The 19,256-nt window shown below is 45.4% G+C and carries 17 protein-coding genes and 1 pseudogene; 6 read left to right on the top strand and 12 right to left on the bottom strand.

Features of this window, described 5'->3' with window-relative positions; all coding sequences use genetic code 11:
• Window positions 1-207 precede the first annotated feature (207 nt).
• From LQV63_RS27680 to LQV63_RS27655, 6 genes and pseudogenes are all read right to left on the bottom strand, one after another.
• Window positions 208-1,638 carry a DHA2 family efflux MFS transporter permease subunit gene (locus LQV63_RS27680; RefSeq protein WP_019423316.1) on the bottom strand — a complete coding sequence of 477 codons (1,431 nt, stop codon included), beginning with the start codon at window positions 1,636-1,638 and terminating at the stop codon, window positions 208-210.
• A 125-nt stretch (window positions 1,639-1,763) separates the two neighbouring features.
• Window positions 1,764-1,978, bottom strand: a pseudogene (locus tag LQV63_RS27675) (iron-uptake system-binding protein); the annotation flags it as partial.
• A gap of 552 nt (window positions 1,979-2,530) precedes the next feature.
• Window positions 2,531-3,400, bottom strand: a complete 870-nt coding sequence (locus LQV63_RS27670; protein ID WP_233699122.1) for an iron-siderophore ABC transporter substrate-binding protein — start codon at window positions 3,398-3,400, stop codon at window positions 2,531-2,533.
• Window positions 3,401-3,568: 168 nt separating this feature from the next.
• Window positions 3,569-4,615, bottom strand: coding sequence for an NAD(P)/FAD-dependent oxidoreductase (locus LQV63_RS27665; protein ID WP_233699121.1), 1,047 nt, complete (start codon window positions 4,613-4,615; stop codon window positions 3,569-3,571).
• Window positions 4,616-4,674: 59 nt separating this feature from the next.
• Window positions 4,675-5,979 carry an NtaA/DmoA family FMN-dependent monooxygenase gene (locus LQV63_RS27660; RefSeq protein ID WP_233699120.1) on the bottom strand — a complete coding sequence of 435 codons (1,305 nt, stop codon included), beginning with the start codon at window positions 5,977-5,979 and terminating at the stop codon, window positions 4,675-4,677.
• Between the two features lie 511 nt (window positions 5,980-6,490).
• Window positions 6,491-7,162 (bottom strand): lysoplasmalogenase, encoded by a 672-nt coding sequence (locus LQV63_RS27655; RefSeq protein WP_233699119.1) that lies wholly within the window; start codon window positions 7,160-7,162, stop codon window positions 6,491-6,493.
• A gap of 167 nt (window positions 7,163-7,329) precedes the next feature.
• Between LQV63_RS27655 and LQV63_RS27650 the strand changes: the two genes are divergently transcribed.
• Both LQV63_RS27650 and LQV63_RS27645 read left to right on the top strand, forming a co-directional pair.
• Window positions 7,330-7,836 carry a GNAT family N-acetyltransferase gene (locus LQV63_RS27650; protein WP_233699118.1) on the top strand — a complete coding sequence of 169 codons (507 nt, stop codon included), beginning with the start codon at window positions 7,330-7,332 and terminating at the stop codon, window positions 7,834-7,836.
• A 126-nt stretch (window positions 7,837-7,962) separates the two neighbouring features.
• Window positions 7,963-8,685 (top strand): Dph6-related ATP pyrophosphatase, encoded by a 723-nt coding sequence (locus tag LQV63_RS27645; RefSeq protein ID WP_233699117.1) that lies wholly within the window; start codon window positions 7,963-7,965, stop codon window positions 8,683-8,685.
• A 98-nt stretch (window positions 8,686-8,783) separates the two neighbouring features.
• Here the strand turns inward: LQV63_RS27645 and LQV63_RS27640 are convergent, their stop codons facing one another.
• The 4 genes from LQV63_RS27640 to LQV63_RS27625 form a co-directional block, all read right to left on the bottom strand.
• Window positions 8,784-9,125, bottom strand: a complete 342-nt coding sequence (locus LQV63_RS27640; protein ID WP_233699116.1) for a zinc ribbon domain-containing protein YjdM — start codon at window positions 9,123-9,125, stop codon at window positions 8,784-8,786.
• Between the two features lie 511 nt (window positions 9,126-9,636).
• Window positions 9,637-10,491, bottom strand: coding sequence for a TIGR02452 family protein (locus LQV63_RS27635; protein ID WP_233699115.1), 855 nt, complete (start codon window positions 10,489-10,491; stop codon window positions 9,637-9,639).
• Between the two features lies 1 nt (window position 10,492).
• The gene (locus LQV63_RS27630; RefSeq protein ID WP_233699146.1) at window positions 10,493-11,053 is read right to left on the bottom strand and encodes an NADAR family protein; all 561 of its coding nucleotides are present in this window, start codon (window positions 11,051-11,053) and stop codon (window positions 10,493-10,495) included.
• On the bottom strand, window positions 11,053-11,943 hold the full coding sequence (locus tag LQV63_RS27625; protein WP_233699114.1) for an NUDIX hydrolase: 891 nt from the start codon (window positions 11,941-11,943) through the stop codon (window positions 11,053-11,055). The genes LQV63_RS27630 and LQV63_RS27625 overlap by 1 nt, the downstream gene beginning before the upstream one ends.
• 261 nt (window positions 11,944-12,204) lie before the next feature.
• On the opposite strand from LQV63_RS27625, the gene LQV63_RS27620 reads away from it, so the two are divergent.
• The 4 genes from LQV63_RS27620 (at window position 12,205) to LQV63_RS27605 (ending at window position 17,410) form a co-directional block, all read left to right on the top strand.
• On the top strand, window positions 12,205-13,284 hold the full coding sequence (locus LQV63_RS27620; RefSeq protein WP_233699113.1) for a Gfo/Idh/MocA family protein: 1,080 nt from the start codon (window positions 12,205-12,207) through the stop codon (window positions 13,282-13,284).
• A complete protein-coding gene (locus LQV63_RS27615) occupies window positions 13,281-14,117 on the top strand; it encodes a Gfo/Idh/MocA family oxidoreductase (protein WP_233699112.1) in 837 nt (278 codons plus the stop codon). The genes LQV63_RS27620 and LQV63_RS27615 overlap by 4 nt, the downstream gene beginning before the upstream one ends.
• A gap of 200 nt (window positions 14,118-14,317) precedes the next feature.
• Window positions 14,318-15,586 carry a stalk domain-containing protein gene (locus LQV63_RS27610; RefSeq protein WP_233699111.1) on the top strand — a complete coding sequence of 423 codons (1,269 nt, stop codon included), beginning with the start codon at window positions 14,318-14,320 and terminating at the stop codon, window positions 15,584-15,586.
• 417 nt (window positions 15,587-16,003) lie between these two features.
• On the top strand, window positions 16,004-17,410 hold the full coding sequence (locus tag LQV63_RS27605) for an N-acyl-D-glucosamine 2-epimerase (protein ID WP_407672976.1): 1,407 nt from the start codon (window positions 16,004-16,006) through the stop codon (window positions 17,408-17,410).
• A 305-nt stretch (window positions 17,411-17,715) separates the two neighbouring features.
• On the opposite strand, the gene LQV63_RS27600 is transcribed toward LQV63_RS27605, so the two are convergent.
• On the bottom strand, window positions 17,716-18,054 hold the full coding sequence (locus LQV63_RS27600; RefSeq protein ID WP_233699109.1) for an ABC transporter permease: 339 nt from the start codon (window positions 18,052-18,054) through the stop codon (window positions 17,716-17,718).
• Between the two features lie 2 nt (window positions 18,055-18,056).
• Window positions 18,057-19,121 carry an ABC transporter permease gene (locus tag LQV63_RS27595; protein WP_233699108.1) on the bottom strand — a complete coding sequence of 355 codons (1,065 nt, stop codon included), beginning with the start codon at window positions 19,119-19,121 and terminating at the stop codon, window positions 18,057-18,059.
• Window positions 19,122-19,256 lie beyond the last annotated feature (135 nt).

Here is a 19,256-nt window from a genome sequence, read left to right as displayed (position 1 = left end):
ATTAGTTTTTGATCGCCCTACTTCTACTTCTGCACCTGTCCGACTAATATACTGGAGTCGCATCTGTCATATCCTTTTGTTGTTCGGTTAGGACTTACAACAATACAGAATTTGCAGATGTTTTTCTATTTTATCCTCGCATTATGATGTCAACCACTGGTTTTTGTTTGAGCCGTAAAATAAGAGTTTTAAATTATTCAGTAAGCCCTATTTAACGCGAGAAGATTTGATGAAGAAGGAAATAATTAAACCAACCATAGCTATAATTAGAGTGAATATAAAGGAGTCCTGTACTCCCGCTGTTAATGAAGCTCCAATTGAAGAAGGGTCAGATAGATCAGTCATATTGTTCATATATCTTTTCTGAGAAGCGGACATAATCGTAATCGCAACTGCAGTGCCAATTGCTCCCGACATTTGCTGTAATGTATTCATTAAAGCAGTACCATCTGGATAAAGATTTTTCGGTAATTGATTTAGTCCATTTGTCTGAGCAGGCATCAAAACCATCGATACACCTATAAATAGAATGGAGTGCATCACAATCACCATACTAACCGGCGTTTCAATGGTGACGTTTGACATGATCCATAACATGATAAGCATGATCGCAAATCCAGGTATAACAAGTCCTCTTGGTCCGAATTTGTCAAAGATACGACCTGTGATCGGGGACATTAATCCATTCAGCACACCACCTGGCAACAAAACAAGCCCCGCGGTAAATGCAGTCAATGCTAGCCCTGTTTGCAAATATAATGGCAACAAAATCATCGTGGACATTATTACCGTGAAGCAAATAAATACGGCCAATAAACCTAGAGTAAACATTGGATATTTTAATACACGTAAATCAAGCATCGGTTTATCCATTTTTAATTGTCGCAAAGAAAACAAGGTAAGTGCAGCAAGGCCTATAATAATCATCGTAATCACAATTGTGCTTCCCCAGCCATTCTCACCCGCGCTGCTAAAGCCATAGACGATTCCGCCAAAACCAATCGAAGATAGGATAATAGATAATATATCAATTTTGGGTTTAGTTATGGTCGAAACATTCTGCATATACAATATACCCGATACCAACGCAAGAATTAGAAACGGTAAACAAACCCAGAAAATCCAATGCCAAGTCAGTTTTTCAAGAATTAATCCTGAGATTGAGGGTCCAACTGCGGGTGCAAACATAATGACTAACCCTATTAGTCCCATTGTTGCACCTCTCTTATTGATGGGAAAAATCAATAAGATCGAATTAAACATCAGGGGTAGCAATAATCCCGTACCTATAGCCTGAATCACTCGAGAAAACATTAATACTTCGAAGCTTGGTGCAAGAGCTGCGACTAGTGTTCCAATAATTGAAAAAATCAATGACACAATAAATATTTGACGTGTACTAAACCATTGAAGTAAGAGACCCGAGACAGGAACTAATATCCCCAAGGTTAATAAATAACCTGTTGTCAGCCATTGAACCGTGGAAGAACTAATAGAAAATACTTGTATTAAATCCCCGAGAGCCATGTTTAAAGCCGTTTCACTGAACAATCCAATGAAACCAGCAATTAAGAAAGAAATTAATATTGGAGTAGTTTTAATCACTTTTGTTTGCTGTGTTTCTGCTGTTGATGACATGAATAATCCACCTTAAATTTTATTTTGTTATAAGCTTGTCGTTAGTCCGGGCAGATTAATCTTTAATTGCAACTTCTTCAGCACTTCTTTTTGGAACTTGGTTGAACCTAAATAACGTCTGGTTACAATTGCAATATTTTCTCAAAGTTCGGTTGGTGTTTCCCACCAATTGATTCCGACTCGCCCGTTACGAAACAAACATTTCTGGGAATTGTACCCCTATCGTTATCTCACCTACTGGATGAACGTCAAGCATTACCGCATCTTCCATCGCTTCCATAGCCCCAGTAATCACAATTTTTTCTGCTTTTTGTGGAACGTTATACTTTTCACCGAGATACTATCGCGTTCAATTCACAATTACTTTATTTGTAAAATTTTCCCGGAGCTTGCATACGATATCCCGCCTTTCCTACATGATAAAAATAGTTTTACGGCTAGGCCATTAATAGTGATTCTCATTATCAATATATAATGTAGCAAGGACTGAAACAAATGCAAATGCACCAATCACGAATGCTATATGTATAATTATCTAATCCAGACTTGCTGAGTGATTATTTAGCTGATAATCAGGACTCGAATATAGCCTAGCCCATATTTGCACTTGCCTTCTTCAATGGAATACATCAATCAGAAACTCAATATATATGATTTTATATCCATGGTTTCAGTTTGCCTCTTAGCAACGGCTGGATTAAGAGTAAGAGCAGAATTTCTCATTGATCCAAAGAATTGATCCCCGCTTATTTTCATAATCGAGCTGGCAGTTGAACGATCTGTGTGAACCCAGTCTACCGATCAATGCCGCAACATTCTCCCCACAATGTAGACACTTTTGTGTCACTTGACAAATAAGCCGCCTACTTGGCGGCTTTCATTGCTCCGTTTTTTATTTATTATCTCTCTCCAATCCCATAAAATTCTCTGCAGCCAGGCGGATAGCCAGGACGCTTCCTGTATTGAGGGAATTATCGAAAAATAGAACATGATTGTTTTTCACGGCCTTCAGTGAGTTCCACACAGCTAAAGCCTCTTTTTCTTGGACTGCTGCCTTTGCAACGTTAAGATCATGCTGGATAATAATGTAATCCGGATTCATTTCCGCCAAAGCCTCCAGGGAAAGCATTGCATTGTCTTCAGGATATCTATCTGGCTTCATCAGCCCAAATCCCGCTGTTTCGTTATAGTACATTGTGTTTTTAGTCCCTTGAGCAGTAAAATTGGCTTTGCCGTCAACCCTCAGTAAGGCGAAGCTTTTATTTTTCAGATCACCCAACTGCTCTTTCGTTTTCTCAATAACTTCTTTGGTTTCATTGATAAGCTGCTCCGCCAATTCCTCTTTGCCGATAATCTGGGCGCAAATCATCGTTGTCTTTTCCCAAGAATCACTGTAGTCGATTTGGATAACAGGAGCAATCTTGCTTAACTCATCATAATTCGCATCAATATGGCCTTTGAAGGTTACGATCACATCAGGATTTGCAGCAATGATCGCTTCCATATTCAAGTCCCTTCCGCTGCCCAAATCTGCTATCTCGGCCGTTTCGGCATAAGGCTGCAAAGTGGCGAATTCCTTCATCGCATTCGCTGCGTTGCCCGAGGCAATTGGAGGCGTGTCCAACGCGAAAAAATAATCCAAATACAAGGGATGGAGCACTGCTATACGCTCCGGCCGTTCCTTAAATACTATCTTATTACCGGCGGCGTCCGTTATCGTTCTTGGCCATACGCCCTTCTCGGGCATGCCCGCTTCAGGCATACTTGCCCCGCTTGGCTGCCCATTTTCATGCACATTGGCAGCGTTTGTCGAAGGCTTGTTCCCTGCGGACGTTCCGGAACATCCGGTCAGCGCTCCGATCAGTATTACAAGCGGGACAACCAAGCAAATCCATCTATTCATGTCGCTTCCTCCAACACAATTTCAATTTTAGGTATACAAATGCTTCATCAGTTCACGGTTTTTTGGTGAGAACAGGTCATTATGCGAGGATACCATCCCATACGCATTGGCATCAGGCGAGATATATTGCTTAGCTTTATTCACAGCATTCGCTGCATCCTGGAATGCTCCCGCAATCAGATGCAGCTTTCCTTCATGGTGTAAAATATCCCCTGCTGCATAAATGCCTGGCACTGATGTCTCGCTCATTGATGAGCCTGCGATCCAATAATCCTTCAGCTCGATTTTAACCTCGCTGTTGGCCAGCAAATCTTTGTCGCGTTCATAACCGTGATTAATAATAACCTCGTCTACTGCCAGCTCAAATGTCGTTCCGTCATCGTTTCCTTTCAGCACAACGGTTTCAATTTTTTCGTGATCCGCTGCCGCGATCAGTTTTTCGATCGATGTGTTTAGCATGCACTCAATAGAGCTGTTCTCAAGGCGTGATATTTCAGCCTCATGGCCTTTTAATGTATCTTTCCGATACGTTAAATAAACGCGCTCGGCTACCGGCTCCAATTCATTGGCCCAGTCAATGGCTGAATTTCCGCCACCTGAAATTAAAACCGTTTTCTCTTTAAAACGTGAAAGCGATTTTACGGTATAATGCAAGTTAGTGACTTCGAATCGCTCTGCGCCTTCGATATCCAGTTTAATCGGTTTTAGAATTCCTCCGCCAACAGCTAAAATTACCGTCTTTGAACGATGTGTCTGGCCGGAAGCGGTATGCAAAACGAAACAATCTTCTTCATCTTGGGATATGGATACAACCTTTTCCCCATGTACAACCTCTGGCTGGAACGTCAATCCTTGAGCAACCATTTGTTCGATCAATTGCGAGCCGGGAACAGGTGTTAATCCCCCCACATCCCAGATCATCTTCTCCGGATAGACATGCACCTTACCGCCCAGAAAAGGCTGAAATTCTATGATTTTCGTTTTCATTTCACGCAAACCGCTATAGAATGCGGCGAACAACCCTGCAGGCCCGCCACCTACAATCGTGACATCAAACAATTCCTTATCATGCATCGTACAGTCTCCTCACTTTATATGGATACAGCTGATTAGCATATTCTACATACCAGATGTTAAATGCCTAAATGCTCTTTCAAGGTCGAGCCTGTATATTCGCCTCTGAACAAGCCCTGTTCTACCAGCTGCGGCATCAGCTTTTCAAAAAATAACTCCATCGATTGTTCCGACCCGCCCGGAAGAGCGATAAAACCGTCGATCGCGCCTGCTTCGAACCGTTCCATAATATCGTTCAGCACGTCTTCAACTGTTCCAACCGAAACCCAGTGTGCAGACCCTAAGACCTCCGGCCTTGACAAAACCTCTGCTACTGTAGGCTGATAGTTTATAATATATCTCCGAAGCAGTTCAGCATGCGTTCGGCTGCGGACTGGTTGATTCGGATCGGGAAGCATATCGGCGGTCACGCGATCATTCAATTCAAAATTGCTTAAATCAAGGTCCAACACAGATTTAAGCGCTGCATGTCTACGTTCGATACTGAAGTGTGCGTTCGCAGCCTCGAACAATGCCTGTGCTTCCTCGCGAGTATCGGCCAAGAAAAAATATAGTCCCGGCAAAACCTTGATCGAGTTCGGATGACGTCCATGCTCCTCCGCTCTTCTCCTCAGATCGCTCCGTAACTCCACCCCCGACTCAAGATCAGGCATCGCCGCAAAAATGGCATCCGATACTGAAGAAGCGAAATCTCGTCCAATATCCGATGCGCCTGCTTGAAATAAAGGAATGGTTCCTGATTTATGGGCGGGTAGAGTGAGCGGTCCCTTGACACTGAAGAACTCACCTGAATGATTGATGGAGGAAACTTGATCCGGATCAGAAAATTTGCCTGACTCCCGATCAATTAGGATCGCTTCACGCGGGAAACTTGCCCAAAGCTCGCGCACTACATCAGTAAATTCCCTTGCTCTCGCATACCTTTCTTGCGGAGAAGGCATAGGCGAATCACTGAAATTTTCCGCTCCTTCAATCGAAGTTACAATGTTCCAACCGGTACGTCCACTGCTAAGCCAGTGCAAAGACTGAAGCTGCCTGGCTACAACATACGGCGGATTGAAGGTCGTGGAAACCGTCGTTACCAGTCCGATCCGATCCGTCTCACGAGCAATCGCCGCAAACATGACCGTAGGGTCAGGACTGCCAAAATTAGCAGAATCACCTAGCATTTGCGGACTAATATAAAGATAATCTGCCCTGAACAGAAAATCGAGCTTTGCCTTCTCCGCCAGTTTGGCCAATTCAATATAATAATCAATCGACTCCATCTTCTCCACGCCGCTATCCGGACGCCTCCAGCTGTGTCCTTTCATCCAGGTTGCCGATAAAGAAAATCCGATGCATAATTGCCTATTTGCATTCACTTGCAGCTACCGCCCTTTCCGGTATGATAAAATGGTCATCCGCTCAGAAATCACTAATCGGATGCACATTTATAAGAACGAATATTGTTCATTATCAAACCAAATAATAACGATAATCATTCTCATCTAGTAGTGTAGCAAGGACTCCTCTAAATGCAAATACACAAATAACAAATGCAACATACACTATTATCAAATCTATCCGCGTTTTGTTCTTCGCTCTGCTGAAATATAGCGGATTACCGTAGCCGACACTAACAGCAATATCGCGGATAGGAAAATTTCCTGTGCTGTTGGGAGCATAAGTTGCTGGATTAATTTATGTGGAATGTCTAATATTGATGGAGATAAAAGATTTAGTTTAATGAAAAGGGAAGTTACGAAAGAGGTTGTTTGAATGCTCTCGTCCAATCGACTTTGTTATCCAACATCGGATGGAAAGAGCATGTGAACTTCTTAAAACTCTGAATTTAGAGAAGATGGCGATTGCGATCTGGTTAAGGCCTAACCCTCAGACGCGGTGAACCGAATTAATTATAATGCTGCTCTTGTCGTGTGCAATTGTCCTCAGGCTGGAAGCAATGAAAAATTGGGCGGCGTAATATGTTATCATAATTAACGGTTCCGCGAAGGCGACTTCAGACACAAACATGTTCCAGGATAAAATGGAATCCGATGCCGCAAACAAAATGCTTCCGGCAGCCGCCAGCTTGTTGCCGGTCATGATGGCCGACCAAGTCATCAAGGAGATGATGATAATATAGACGAGAATAGGTGCGATTAAGGAAGCATCGCCGTCACGAATCAACGCTTGAATGAGCTGCCAACTCATGAACGCAGCATATAATAGGATCGGAACGATCGCACTGAAGCGCATTTTTGAATAGCGCCATCTGCCAATAAAACCGATCAAATAAAACAGATGCCCGATGAGGAATGCGGACAGGCCAACGACAAACCAGACCAGCAGCCCGTCGCCCAGCATGCAGAAAAATAACCCGATCCAGATAACCCAATGACAACTCTTTCTATTGGAGGGCATTTGAAGGCATCCATAAGCGATAATCAGCCACATCGGAATTAATTTAAACAGCAGTTTGGCCGCTTGCGGCTCGCCAGGAATAATGAAAATGTAGAGGATACTCATGACAACGATGAGTGCGGGCAGCCCATACTTGATCAAAAGGAATCGCTCCTTTCATTTCATTGTTTTTAGCAAAAACACTCCAATTTCATGCATCTTCCGTTTTTTGTAAACGTATTTGTACTATCCTATTCTTTGTGCCCGCTGCAAATTCCTTTCAGACAAGCTTCTTTCAATGATTATCGAAACAAGAAGGGTGGACATTCATGTTGTCTCAGACCGTTCAGAAAGATATCGTAAGCCTCGATTTCTACCAACCAATCTATCGATCACAACTTGAAAAATATCACTTGTCAGAGGAACAAAAAAACCTTACGGCACTGCCGCTGGAGGCTATAGCAACCTGTGAACAAGAAAATGATCGGCACCCCATTCTAATCTTGAGTGATAATACTCCAGTTGGTTTCTTTGTGCTTCATGGATGGGAAGGAGTTAAGAACTATAGTGACAACCAAGACGCCATTCTGCTAAGAGCCTATTCAGTCGATTCATCCATGCAGGGAAAGGGGGTTTCCCAAAAATCACTGTTGCTGCTGCCAACCTTTGTTCGAAAACATTTTCCGAATAAAAATGAGATTATATTGGCCGTAAATCATTCGAATGCGCAAGCGCAATACATATATAAAAAATGTGGTTTTGAAGATAAAGGCCTTCGTGCAGACGGCCGTAAAGGTGAATTGCTCATCTTACACCTGGATCTGGGGAACGGTTAGCTTTATTCGTTTTCAATGATGATACTGCGCATATTGCTTCGATCTTTTTAGTGATAGAATGAAACCATTAGATCTAGCCCACAGGCATCGTGCAAAAGCCATAAACAACAGAGGGGAAAGAGATGAATGACAGAAATAATAGATTGGAAAAATGGAGCTAGCGGGCATAAATTCATTGCTTCTTTTAGTGGAGGAAAGGATAGTGTGTTAGCTCTATATAAAGCAATGAAGGTTGGAGAAGCAGTTGGACTAATCGTGATGTTGGAGGAAGAAGGGAAACGTTCCCGATCCCATGGAATGCCTCCAGAGCTAATACGCGCTCAAGCTGAATCGATAGGATTGCCTGTATATACTGCAGCTGCGAGTTGGACAGATTATGAAACAATCTTTATGGGCCTTCTAGAACAAGCTAAGAATCAGGGAGCAGAAGTATTAGTAACTGGAGATTTGGATGTGCCTGCTCATGGTTGTTGGCATGACAGGGTTACGAAAAATGCCGGATTAAAGCTTGGGATGCCTCTATGGGAAATGAATCATCTTGAAGTTGTCCAAGAGTTCATCAATCTAGGATTTGTAACGATCCTTGTCACCGTAAATTTATCATTAGGAATGAGGGAAGACGATTTAGGGCGAATGTTAACCCATGAATATGTGAAGGAGCTTGAAGATCGCGGTATTGACCCATGCGGAGAAGGTGGAGAGTTCCATACCACAGTAATCGATGGGCCCATTTTCAAACATCCTATTCCCGTTCGCAGATGTGAGATCATTAAGAATGGAACATATGCTTTTTTGCCTTTGGAACTAGAACGAAACAGCAATTGCGGGAGTTCTCATCAAGGGGAATAATCTAGTCACAGCTCAGGATCTCAAAGCAAGATATAGAACAAGCCCTCCATGCCAGAGGGCTTCCAATACAGATTCGTTCTGTTTCATTAATACCGCATTTATATCTTCTTAACAAATTCAGACTTTAATTTCATGGCTCCAAAACCGTCAATTTTGCAATCAATATCGTGATCTCCATCAATCAAACGTATATTTTTTACTTTTGTGCCTATTTTTACGACCGATGAACTTCCTTTTACTTTCAGATCTTTGATTACGGTTACAGAATCACCGTCGTTTAAGATATTTCCATTTGCGTCTTTGATGATCTTGTTATCTTCACTGTTCTCGGTTTGTAATTCCAAAGACCACTCATGGCCGCATTCCGGGCAAACAAAAAGACCTCTATCTTCGTAAGTGTATTCTGAATTACAGTTTGGGCAATTTGGTAAATTAGACATAGTTTCATTTTCTCCATTCGTGATTGTCCGTTTTAATATAAGAGTTCCTTATATGCTTATATACTGTCATAGTCTTCTCATATTGGCAAACCTTCGTCTTACTATATATTTGTTATTAATCGATGAATCCACTTAATATGATAATTGGTTTGGAACTGTGCCCCATTCCTGGAGTTCAAAACCTGACCTCCAATGTCAGTTACGGTTTGATGCTGTTTATGGCTATGGGGTTCGTTATTCCGCTTCCACAATTTTCCTCACCGGTATTCCTAATCATACTGGTATTTCTTTTTCTTCCCCGTCTTCGTTTCGATCAACTCAAATACCGTCATGAAAGTTCCATCCATGAATTTTATGGTTTTCCGTACAAATGGCCCCTTGCTCGGCTTATCGTCGAAAAAACCGTGCACAAGTGTTTCCTGTAAATACCCGAATATTCATTTAGGCATCAAAAAAAGCGCCTGTAATCAGACGCTTACCTATTTGTCAGATATAAAAGTCTGCACCAGATTTAGCCGTCATTTATGATACTTCTCAACTTAACGGGTCTAAAGACGTCTTCAAAGGCTCGGATGCATGAACCGCTTCGGGAACTATCCAACACAGCAAATACAATTTCATCAAACAGCGTGCCGTAGCCCTCGACCTCCAACAGTTGTTGCCACCATTCTGCCACATCAACCGGATTGTTGCGGAATACGCCGCAGCCATACGCACCGAGCACCAAGTATTTATCTCCTCTATCCGCAAAGATCGCCAGCGCCATACGCATGCGATCCTTCATCACGCGCTTCGCCTTCTCGCTGTCTTCACCCTTCAACAGCACTTGGCCATAGTTGACGGCGGGCAAGGTCAGAACCGAAGCAGTCACCGGCTGCTCCAGAAGCTGAAACCGTTCATTTCGGAAAAATACAACATTCGGCGAATAGATGGCATAATCGGTATACATCATGGAGCGGCAGGCGCGATTAGCCACATAATAGGCCTCGTTGCGCAGCTGCGCTCCGTACAGGCCGCTTGAAGCGGCGAGACTTTCCTCCTGTGCCATCGCACCGTTTAGAAATCCGCCGCCCGGATTTTTCGCGCTTGCAAAGTTAAGCACCCCGACGCCGCGAATCCCCGCTTGGGCGGCATCCAGAATCGCTTTAACGGTGGCCTCGTTGGCTGCGCGTTGTTGTGCCTGGTTCCCATTTGGCGGCAGCTTACAGCTCTTTACCAATTCCATACCCTGTTCAGGCGCAATAAGAATGCTGTTGTCCTCCGAATATTGCTGTAGAGCCGAGAAGTCCACCTTTTGCCCATTCCATTCATAATATCCCTGCCGGATATAGCGAAGCGTATCCTGCGCAAGCTCCTTTCGGTTCATGTTACTCCCCTTCTTTCTCTAGCAGCTGGTCCCGCACCTCAGTCAGCGCAAAGCCCAGCAGATTTCTCCCTCGCCATTTCATTGGATTGTCCGCAGCGGAATTCTCCTTCACCATTCCAATACCCCACATCCGATCAGCGGGGCTCGCTTCCACCAGAATCCGCTGTTTCGTTGATCTCATAAACGCCCAGAGCTCCGGATTCTGCGAGAATTTCGCCAAGTTGCCCCGCTTCACAATGTCATAGCAGTTGCTATTCCATACGTCGTTGTTAAAGTGTTTAACCGCCCGTCCAAAGGCTTTCATTTGTTTCGGATGCTTCGCATTCATAATTTCCGCAAGCATCTCGTCATCGTGGAACAGCCGCGCCTTTTCCGCCATCATGTACTGTTCGGTGCAGCTATATGTGTTCCCGTCTACGGTAAATTGGCACTTCCACCATTGACTGAAGCAGCTCTGATTGACGCTCCCGTCAGCGGGAGGCGTATGTCCCCAGAAAAATAAAAACTTATATTTCTTTCCCGCTTGATACGCTTTCTGCAAGTCTTCAATATTGTAAACCATCATATCCCCTCGCGATTCCTCCGGTATAGCCGCGACGGGCGGTGCCCGGCATTCTCCGTGTAATGATCCGTCTCTTCGACAAGCGGGGCCGCTTTACGGCGGAAAGCCGCCTTCAGCAGTTCCTTGTCCATAATAACTTCGTATACCTGCTGCAATTCCGTCAGTGTAAACAACTTAGGCATCAAATGCAGAGCGATGTCGGTATACTCCACTTTCCCCCGCAGGCGTTCGATGGCATAGCTGATAATCTTGGCATGGTCGAAGGCCAACCCCTCATTGGAGAGAATGACATATTCCACTGCAGACGATGCTTCCGCAGACGTCATTTTGCGCTCCACCACGGCGGTTAATGTTTCCTGCCCCCCCGTTAGCTTTAGCTCGTACTGCTTCGTCTTGATTATTCCGTCCTCCAGCAATTCCTTCTGCTCCCTCATGAGACGATAGGAGACACTGAACCAAGAGGCTTCATCTGCATCATCTCCGGCCTCGATATGCACCTTAGAGCTATCGATCAGCGCCATATAGGAACAGCTCATGACCCAAGTCCGCGGATCCCGCCCCGGCTCGCTAAATGTATACAGCTGCTCCAAGTAGACGTTGTCCACTCCCGTTTCCTCCTGCAGTTCCCTCTGTGCCGCCTGCTCCGTCGTCTCCACAGGACGGACGAATCCGCCCGGCAGCGCCCAGCTTCCAAGGAAGGGATGCCCGCCGCGTCGAATAAGCAACACCCGCAGTTCCTTCTTCGGAAGCTTGCGGTAATTACTTTCCTCGGTATCGGTAACCGTAAAAATGACCATATCTGTTGCCACAGACGGACGTTCGTAATCTCCTGCGGTATATTGTTCAAGAAACTCTTGCTCGGTAAGCCCATTACGGTCCCTTATTGACATTACACCACCACCTGTTCGTAACCATTTGTTATTATCTATTTGTTACTATCAAAATATGCGATTTCGGGCAATTTGTCAACATGTTCGCAAACAAGCGTTTCAAATAGGGGAACGACAATCGGACGATAATCCTACTTTTGCACACGAAACTGAAATAAAATAAAGCGCATACATGATACCATATAAGTACTTGTTGCACTTCATTTCCAAGTGGATTACGCCTCAGCCTCAAAAGGATTTAAAAAATGGGAGGGATTCGATATGAGTAAGACGATTGTAGCCATCATCGGCTGCGGGACGATTGCCAACAGCGCCCACATTCCTGCTTATCTGGCCAATCCAGAAGCCGAGATCAAGTATTTCTGCGATATCCGCAAGGAAAGAGCAGAGAAAGCGGTCGACCAGTACGGTTGCGGGGAGGCAATTGAAGATTACCGCATCATTCTGGAAGATCCGGAAGTAGAAGCCGTCTCAATATGTACGCCGAACAATTGCCACGCCTTGATCGCTATCGAATGTATGCGTGCCGGCAAGCATGTGCTCTGCGAGAAGCCGGCTGCCAGAACGTATGAGGAAGCGCTTGAGATGCAGAAGGTGCAGCATGAGACCGGGAAGACGCTGAACATCGGCGTCGTAAATCGCTTTAATACGGGTGTAAACATCATTAAAAAGATGATCGAAGATGGAGAGCTGGGCGATCTGTACCACGTATACGTCAGCTTCCGCTCGCATCGTTCGATTCCAGGACTAGGGGGAGACTTTACGAACAAGGCTGTCGCAGGCGGCGGCGCGCTCATTGATTGGGGCGTGCACTTTCTCGACATCGTGATGTACTGCGCAGGCGACCCGGATCCGAAGACGGTTACGGGACAGACGTACTCCAAGCTGGGCAAGGATATGAAGGATTACTCCTATATCAATATGTGGGCGGGGCCGCCCAACTATGAGGGTACGTACGATGTCGATGATTTCGTTACAGCCATGATTCGAACGGCAGGGCCTTCGATTACGGTAAATGGAGCCTGGGCGCAAAATATCGGAGTCGACGAGATGTACATTGACTTTCTGGGAGACAAAGCGGGAATTCGGCTGCAGTACGGGGCGGATTTCACCATTTACAGCGCCAAGCATGGCGCATTGCTGGAAAGCAAGCCGAAGTTTACGAAGACCGAGCAATTCCAGAACGAGATCGACAGCTTCCTCTCCTGCGTTAAGTCGGGGGAAAAATTGCCGTCACACATTGATACCGTCATCCTGACAGCCAAAATCATTCAGGCCATCTATCAATCTTCAGAGCAAAGAACAGAGATCTCTTTCGTGAAAGAGGGAGCGCCAGCATGAAGAAAATAGGCTTTATCGATTATTATCTGGATGAATGGCATGCGAACAAATACCCGGAATGGATTCGAAACGCATCCGGCGGAAGTATGGAAGTCACTTATGCATACGGCATGAGGGATGCCGAGCAGGGATTGAGCAACACGGCGTGGTGCGCGCGTCATGGCATTACGCTATTGAACACGATTGAAGAGGTCGTGGAAAAGAGCGATTATTTGATCGTGCTTTCACCCGATCACCCGGAGCATCATGAGGCGCTCGCTTATCTGCCGCTGGCATCGGGCAAGCGGACTTACATCGATAAGACATTTGCCCCTGACCGAGCAGCCGCGCTTCGCCTGTTCGAGCGGGCTGCGCAGCATAGCACGCCGCTATATTCCTCGTCAGCCCTGCGATTCGCGACCGAATATGGCGACGCGGAGCGCAATGGCATTGAGGCCATCTCCAGTTGGGGTCCCGGCGCGTTCGAGAACTACTCGATCCATCAGATCGAACCGATCGTATCGCTGATGGGGGCAGATGCGAAGCGAGTCATGTTCATCGGAACGAAGACAGCTCCAGCCCTGCTGATCGAATTCAAGGATGGACGGCAAGCGATGATTCATCATCTGGGCGACGAGTGTCCGTTTACGATGGCAGTAAAGTATGATTCGAGTAGTTGCAGCATTCTGAGGCCGGAATCGAATTTTTTCAATCTGTTCATTCATGACCTTGTTGCCTTCTTCGAGACCGGGCGCATATCAGTTCCTTCCGCTCAAACGATCGCCATCATTACGATTATCGAATATGGTCTAAAAGCGGTTAAGCAGCCGTATGAATGGGTAGAGCTGCCATAGCGTTCCAGTTCGATCGCAACTGGCATTCGGATAATTCCATGGATCCACCCTCTTTCTGTGGAAGTATTTGTATCTTTTTATTCTATCATCATGTAGATCATTCCTGTAGAATATTGCCTTTTATATAAGTAAAATAGATATCGATAAGAGAGTAATAGATTCGGTTCGAATCTATGCACGAAAGAAAGAGGGTAGTTTTATTGAGTAAGCGGCATTATGTATGCTCTATATTAGCAATGTTGTTGACGATTACACTGTTATTCCCGCAACAGACAGCGGAAGCGGCAGGCAAGCCGAATACGACTGAAAAAACGAAGATTATGCTGGATGAATATCCGCTCGAATTCTCAGCAGAGCCAATCATTGTGCAAGGCAATACGATGGTTCCGTTCCGCGGAATCGCTGAAGCGCTGAATATAGAAGTGCTGTGGAATCCAAAGAATCAGACCGTAACGGCGAATCAGACGGCTGTTCAAGAGAAGAAGGTCGTTGTTCTGCAGTTGAACCAGAAGACGGCGAAGGTTAATGGCCAATCTGTCCAACTCTCAATGGCGCCTTTCGTCAAAGCAGGTACAACGTATATTCCACTCAGCTTTTTCAGCAGACAATTCGGAGCACAAGTGTCCTGGAATTCGGCTGCGAAAGTTGTCTCTATCCAATCACCGCCGAAGAAGATGTATAATATGGCGTTCTATGCTATTTCGTCGTTTAAAGAGCGGAATCTTATTCCGCAGTTCGATGCGACCGCATTCGGATGGGTTCGCCTTCAGGAAGACGGGACGATTACGACAGAAGGCAAGGACTTCTATTGGCCGCAGCCAGCGGGAGATATTACGCCGGAATCTATTGTTGCCGAAGCGAAGCAGGCGGGAACAACTCCTTACCTGATGGTGTTCTCCTCGGATAGCAAAGGCGAGCTGACGAAAATGCTGGAAGATGAGACACTTCGGGATAAGGCGATAGAAGATATCATTCAACTCGCACAGGATAAGAACTTTTCAGGCATTGTGCTTGATTTTGAAGGATTGGGATTATCCGGAGACAAGGCGAAGGCGAAGCAGGATTACAACTTCTTTGTCACTCAGCTTGCGGATAAAGCGAGAGCCGCCAATTTGAAGTTGACGCTGGCGCTGCATCCGCTGAACGGCGCTTATCAGGGGTATGATTATAAGACGCTTGCTTCTGTAGCGGACGATATTATGATTATGGCGTATGCCTACGCGGGTGAAAAAGCGCCGGAACCGCTCGATAAAGTGAACGAAGCGATTAAGCTCGCATTGAAAGAAGTTCCAAAACATAAGCTTCTATTAGGTTTGTCGATGGGCAGCGAGAACAGCAAGTCCATATCAAGTGTCATTGGGCTTGCCAAGCGCTATCAGTTGAAGGGCACGGCAATCTGGAGATTGGGGCTCATTGGGGAAGAGGCGATGAAGCAGATCGAGCAGAATGTAGTGCCGTTGAAGTCATAATAGAGGTTGCTGAAAACCGGCCTTTTTGAACACATACTTACAAGAGGGGCTGTTCCATAAGTAGTCTTTAACTACTGTGAAACAGCCCCAACCTGTAAATAGATTATTTTTATTTCGAAAAAAGTCGAGTCAGGATTCATGATGCCGATGGTTCCGAAACCGACATGCCCAAAAACTCCCCTTTTTCATTGATCGAGCCTCTGACGGTTAGAAAACCGGGATGTGATACGGACATAAGTTTGCAGGATACCCTGTAACGGCATCCATCGCGCCGGAGAAATTGTCTCCACGGAATGACCAATAGTTCACACTGTCATCAGGGTTGAATAAGCATTATAGGAGGTAGCGGTTATGTTCAAGTCTCGCAAACTTCGTATGTCCGGCGCCTCTGGCATACATACACTGCCCTCTGCAAGAATGATGCATGCCGAGAATCAAGGGTATCCGCGAACAGGTCCCGGTAAATGTAAAGCATCCGCTCTGTCAGGACCTACGATTCAGGTGGATCCGTCATTCGCCTATTATCAGAATCGCTCGGCAGCGAGCATCGCTGATGAGATTGTTCAGAACGGGTACACTTCCGTCCACTATTTTGTCGTCAACGAGAATATTGTCAATCGTGAACTCATTGAGGCTTTCCAGAAGAGGGGGCTGCCTGTCTGGGCGCTTGTCCTCGGAAATGGATCTTACTCTGTTGAAGGCTTCCCTGCGGATTGGCCGAGTTGGCAGATGAAGCTGCTGAAGCCAGTGAATGACGGGTATTACCGCTTCTCTCCACATAGTGAGAATTATGTGCAATGGAAGAAGCTGAAGCTGGCCCAATTGGTGAGGGATTACCCATTCGACGGCATCGAAGTTGCGGAGCCCTATTTTCCGGAATGGGATGGCATTCATAGCGGCGTGTACGGCGATGTCGGTCCGCTTGCCCAAGCGGCGTTCCAGCAGCAATACGGTCATCCCCGCATCCCAAATTTCACAAATCCGCGCCATCCTGACTATTACCTGACGAATAAAGCGTTATATAAAGATTGGGTCGAGTTCCGGGTCGATGCAGTAAATAGCTTCCTGAATGAGCTGATTAACGGGAGGGGCGGGGTGCGCGACGCCAGATGTAATATTCTCGTCGCGACCTGGTCGCTTGCAATAGACGCCGGTGCTGACTCTGTAAATAAACTGCGCGAGATGCAGGGTCTCGATGCCGCAGAGATGATATCGGCCGTCCGGCCTGACATTCACTTTCTGCAGACACACTGGCCAGATTGGATGAAGCCCCAAAACAAGCTTCCGCCGCAGTATATTCGAAGCTACCAGAACTTCATCGATGAGATACGCGCCGTTCACCCGGATATTCCGCTTGGCGTGCAGGCCGATATCGGTTCGAATCTCACGATGGTGAAGGACCGCAATTGGTATAACACATTTGGCCAAGTGGCATTGAGCATGGGGTTTGACACCTGGACGGCCTATGAATATCATCTTGGAAAATATATGTACGAGGAAGCGCCCGCTCCGACCGCGATCACCCGGCCGCAGCACGATAAGGTAGTGATTTCATTCCAGAAGCGGATTGATGAGGCATCCGCCAAGCTCCCCGGCAGTCTGAACATCTTAACCAAGAAGGGTGCGATACCTATTCCTCCCGATTATATAACCGTGGACGGCAATATGCTGGTGATCCAATCGAATCAGCTCCCGCAGAAGGAATTTTGCCTGCGGATTCAACATGTAACCGATACGCCGTCCTACTGGCTGTATAACAAGGAACAGCCTGCAAATGTAATCAAAAGCATTACCATTGTGACGGTAGGCAGGAAGAACCGCTAACCCACAATCGGCTGCCTCCTGGATCATCCCGAGAGGCAGCCGATGCTGATTGTTATGCGCGATAAGAAAGCGTCAAACCTACACTCCCCGCCGCTTACGACATTGCGCGCGCCACTTTGCTCGGGCTAAGCATACGACCTTGTCCATAGGGACAAAAACAAGGTGTTCCAAAATATCTTTGAAATGAAGCACAAAACCTGGTCTCAGACGAGCACCAACATGACCATGAAGAAAGTGGAGCCGAAAGGATCCATCAGGCTGCCGGGAACTTTAAGGTTACATGCTCACTAATTTGTTTTAACAAATTATTCAAATCTTAAAGATTCCATAGGATCCAACTTTGCAGCTTTGGACGAAGGCATAAGCCCTGCTATTATGCTTACTATCATACTTACGGCTATCCCAAAGACCATGTATTGACCTGTTAGATTGATAAGCTCTGCGCCAAAGCTTTTTGATAAGATACTATTTCCAACTCCACTTATTAAAATACCAGCCGTAACAGCGATCAAACCGCTGAATAACCCCAGCAAAGCAGACTCGGAGAAAAAGATTCTTTTTACATCTTTCTTCCGGGCTCCAATAGCACGTAATATTCCGATTTCCTTTGTACGCTCAACCACACTTATATATAAAACAACCAATATCATGATCCCTGATACATAAGAGATATTCCCGATATTCCGGCAAGAATTACGGTAGCCATATCTAAATAAGTTGTCACTTGTTCCAGCATCGCGGCTGTTTGCGAATCGGCATATCCATCATCTTTTAATGTTTCTTTTATACCTTCCACATGCTCTTGTTTATCAGCAAAAGCATTTATTTGTGTTGGACGTAATGTCAATTCCTGCTTGGCAAAGGCTGCCTCCAGCGTTTCATAGGGTACATAAGCAGCGGTCATGCCTTGCGGCCCCATGTTACCGGCATTATACACGCCTGATACTTTCAATTTTGCTTCCACAATTACAGGCTTGTTATCATGACCAATATCATTCACATACACACTAATTTCTTTACCGATTACCGATTGGTATTGTTCGTTGCTGCTTAATGCTTTCGCAAGAGTCGATGTGATAAGAATTTCATTGTCCGCCGGTAGCTTTCCAGCCTCTATATTATCCTCTTTAATGGAATTTGTTATTGTAGAGAACTGTATAATAGCAGACCGTTTGTCACCTAATACCGCGTTGCTTTTCATATTATAAGCTGTTGCTTTTTCAATGCTGCTTACGTTGAGAATATTTTTGATCTGCTCCATATTTTCTTGTGTAAAAGGTTCCTGTGTTAACATTATTGGCATGGATTGATCCGAACCATTCTCGTTATCTTCGGCCTGCTTGGTAATCTCAATCATCAATGGGTTCATGCTGGAGTTTATTTCATCATTGATATAGTTGGTTACTCCACTGCCTAAAGACAGCATCAGAATGACACTGATGATTCCTATGGAACCTCCAACAGACACTAATATATTTCTTTTTGCATTCAATTTCATATTCTTTAATGCAAGTTTGAAGGAAGAGAACAAGCTGAGACTTTTGGGGTTCGTCTGTTCTGTTTTTTCAATGGACCGGTAAGCATCCTTTAGTCTAACATCTTCTACCACTCTGCCATCTTCAATTTTAACGATTCTGCTGCCCGAATCGGCAACCTTCTGGGAATGGATTACCGTAATAATGAGTTTCCCCTTCTTAGCAATTTGGTCCAAGAGATCTAACTCAACTTTCGCAGAGCCAAAATTAGCTTAACAGCATGTACTGCATAGATTTGAGAACGATTGGATTATCTACTTGACGAAAATAGAAAAACACCGCTTCGTTTGGTAAAGTGAGAGTGTCGAACA

Source organism: Paenibacillus profundus (assembly GCF_021369635.1).
Taxonomy (GTDB): Bacteria; Bacillota; Bacilli; order Paenibacillales; family Paenibacillaceae; genus Paenibacillus_B; species Paenibacillus_B profundus.
Note: the sequence above shows the minus strand (reverse complement) of the source record. Positions and strands in the feature narration are given on the sequence as shown.

Excerpts from the sequence above, each read along its gene's own strand:
- LQV63_RS27680 (WP_019423316.1), bottom strand. The coding sequence starts at position 1,638 with ATGTCATCAACAGCAGAAACACAGCAAACAAAAGTGATTAAAACTACT.
- LQV63_RS27670 (WP_233699122.1), bottom strand. The coding sequence starts at position 3,400 with ATGCCTGAAGCGGGCATGCCCGAGAAGGGCGTATGGCCAAGAACGATA.
- LQV63_RS27665 (WP_233699121.1), bottom strand. The coding sequence starts at position 4,615 with ATGCATGATAAGGAATTGTTTGATGTCACGATTGTAGGTGGCGGGCCT.
- LQV63_RS27650 (WP_233699118.1), top strand. The coding sequence starts at position 7,330 with ATGTTGTCTCAGACCGTTCAGAAAGATATCGTAAGCCTCGATTTCTAC.
- LQV63_RS27645 (WP_233699117.1), top strand. The coding sequence starts at position 7,963 with ATGACAGAAATAATAGATTGGAAAAATGGAGCTAGCGGGCATAAATTC.
- LQV63_RS27640 (WP_233699116.1), bottom strand. The coding sequence starts at position 9,125 with ATGTCTAATTTACCAAATTGCCCAAACTGTAATTCAGAATACACTTAC.
- LQV63_RS27635 (WP_233699115.1), bottom strand. The coding sequence starts at position 10,491 with ATGAACCGAAAGGAGCTTGCGCAGGATACGCTTCGCTATATCCGGCAG.
- LQV63_RS27630 (WP_233699146.1), bottom strand. The coding sequence starts at position 11,053 with ATGGTTTACAATATTGAAGACTTGCAGAAAGCGTATCAAGCGGGAAAG.
- LQV63_RS27625 (WP_233699114.1), bottom strand. The coding sequence starts at position 11,943 with ATGTCAATAAGGGACCGTAATGGGCTTACCGAGCAAGAGTTTCTTGAA.
- LQV63_RS27620 (WP_233699113.1), top strand. The coding sequence starts at position 12,205 with ATGAGTAAGACGATTGTAGCCATCATCGGCTGCGGGACGATTGCCAAC.
- LQV63_RS27615 (WP_233699112.1), top strand. The coding sequence starts at position 13,281 with ATGAAGAAAATAGGCTTTATCGATTATTATCTGGATGAATGGCATGCG.
- LQV63_RS27605 (WP_407672976.1), top strand. The coding sequence starts at position 16,004 with ATGATGCATGCCGAGAATCAAGGGTATCCGCGAACAGGTCCCGGTAAA.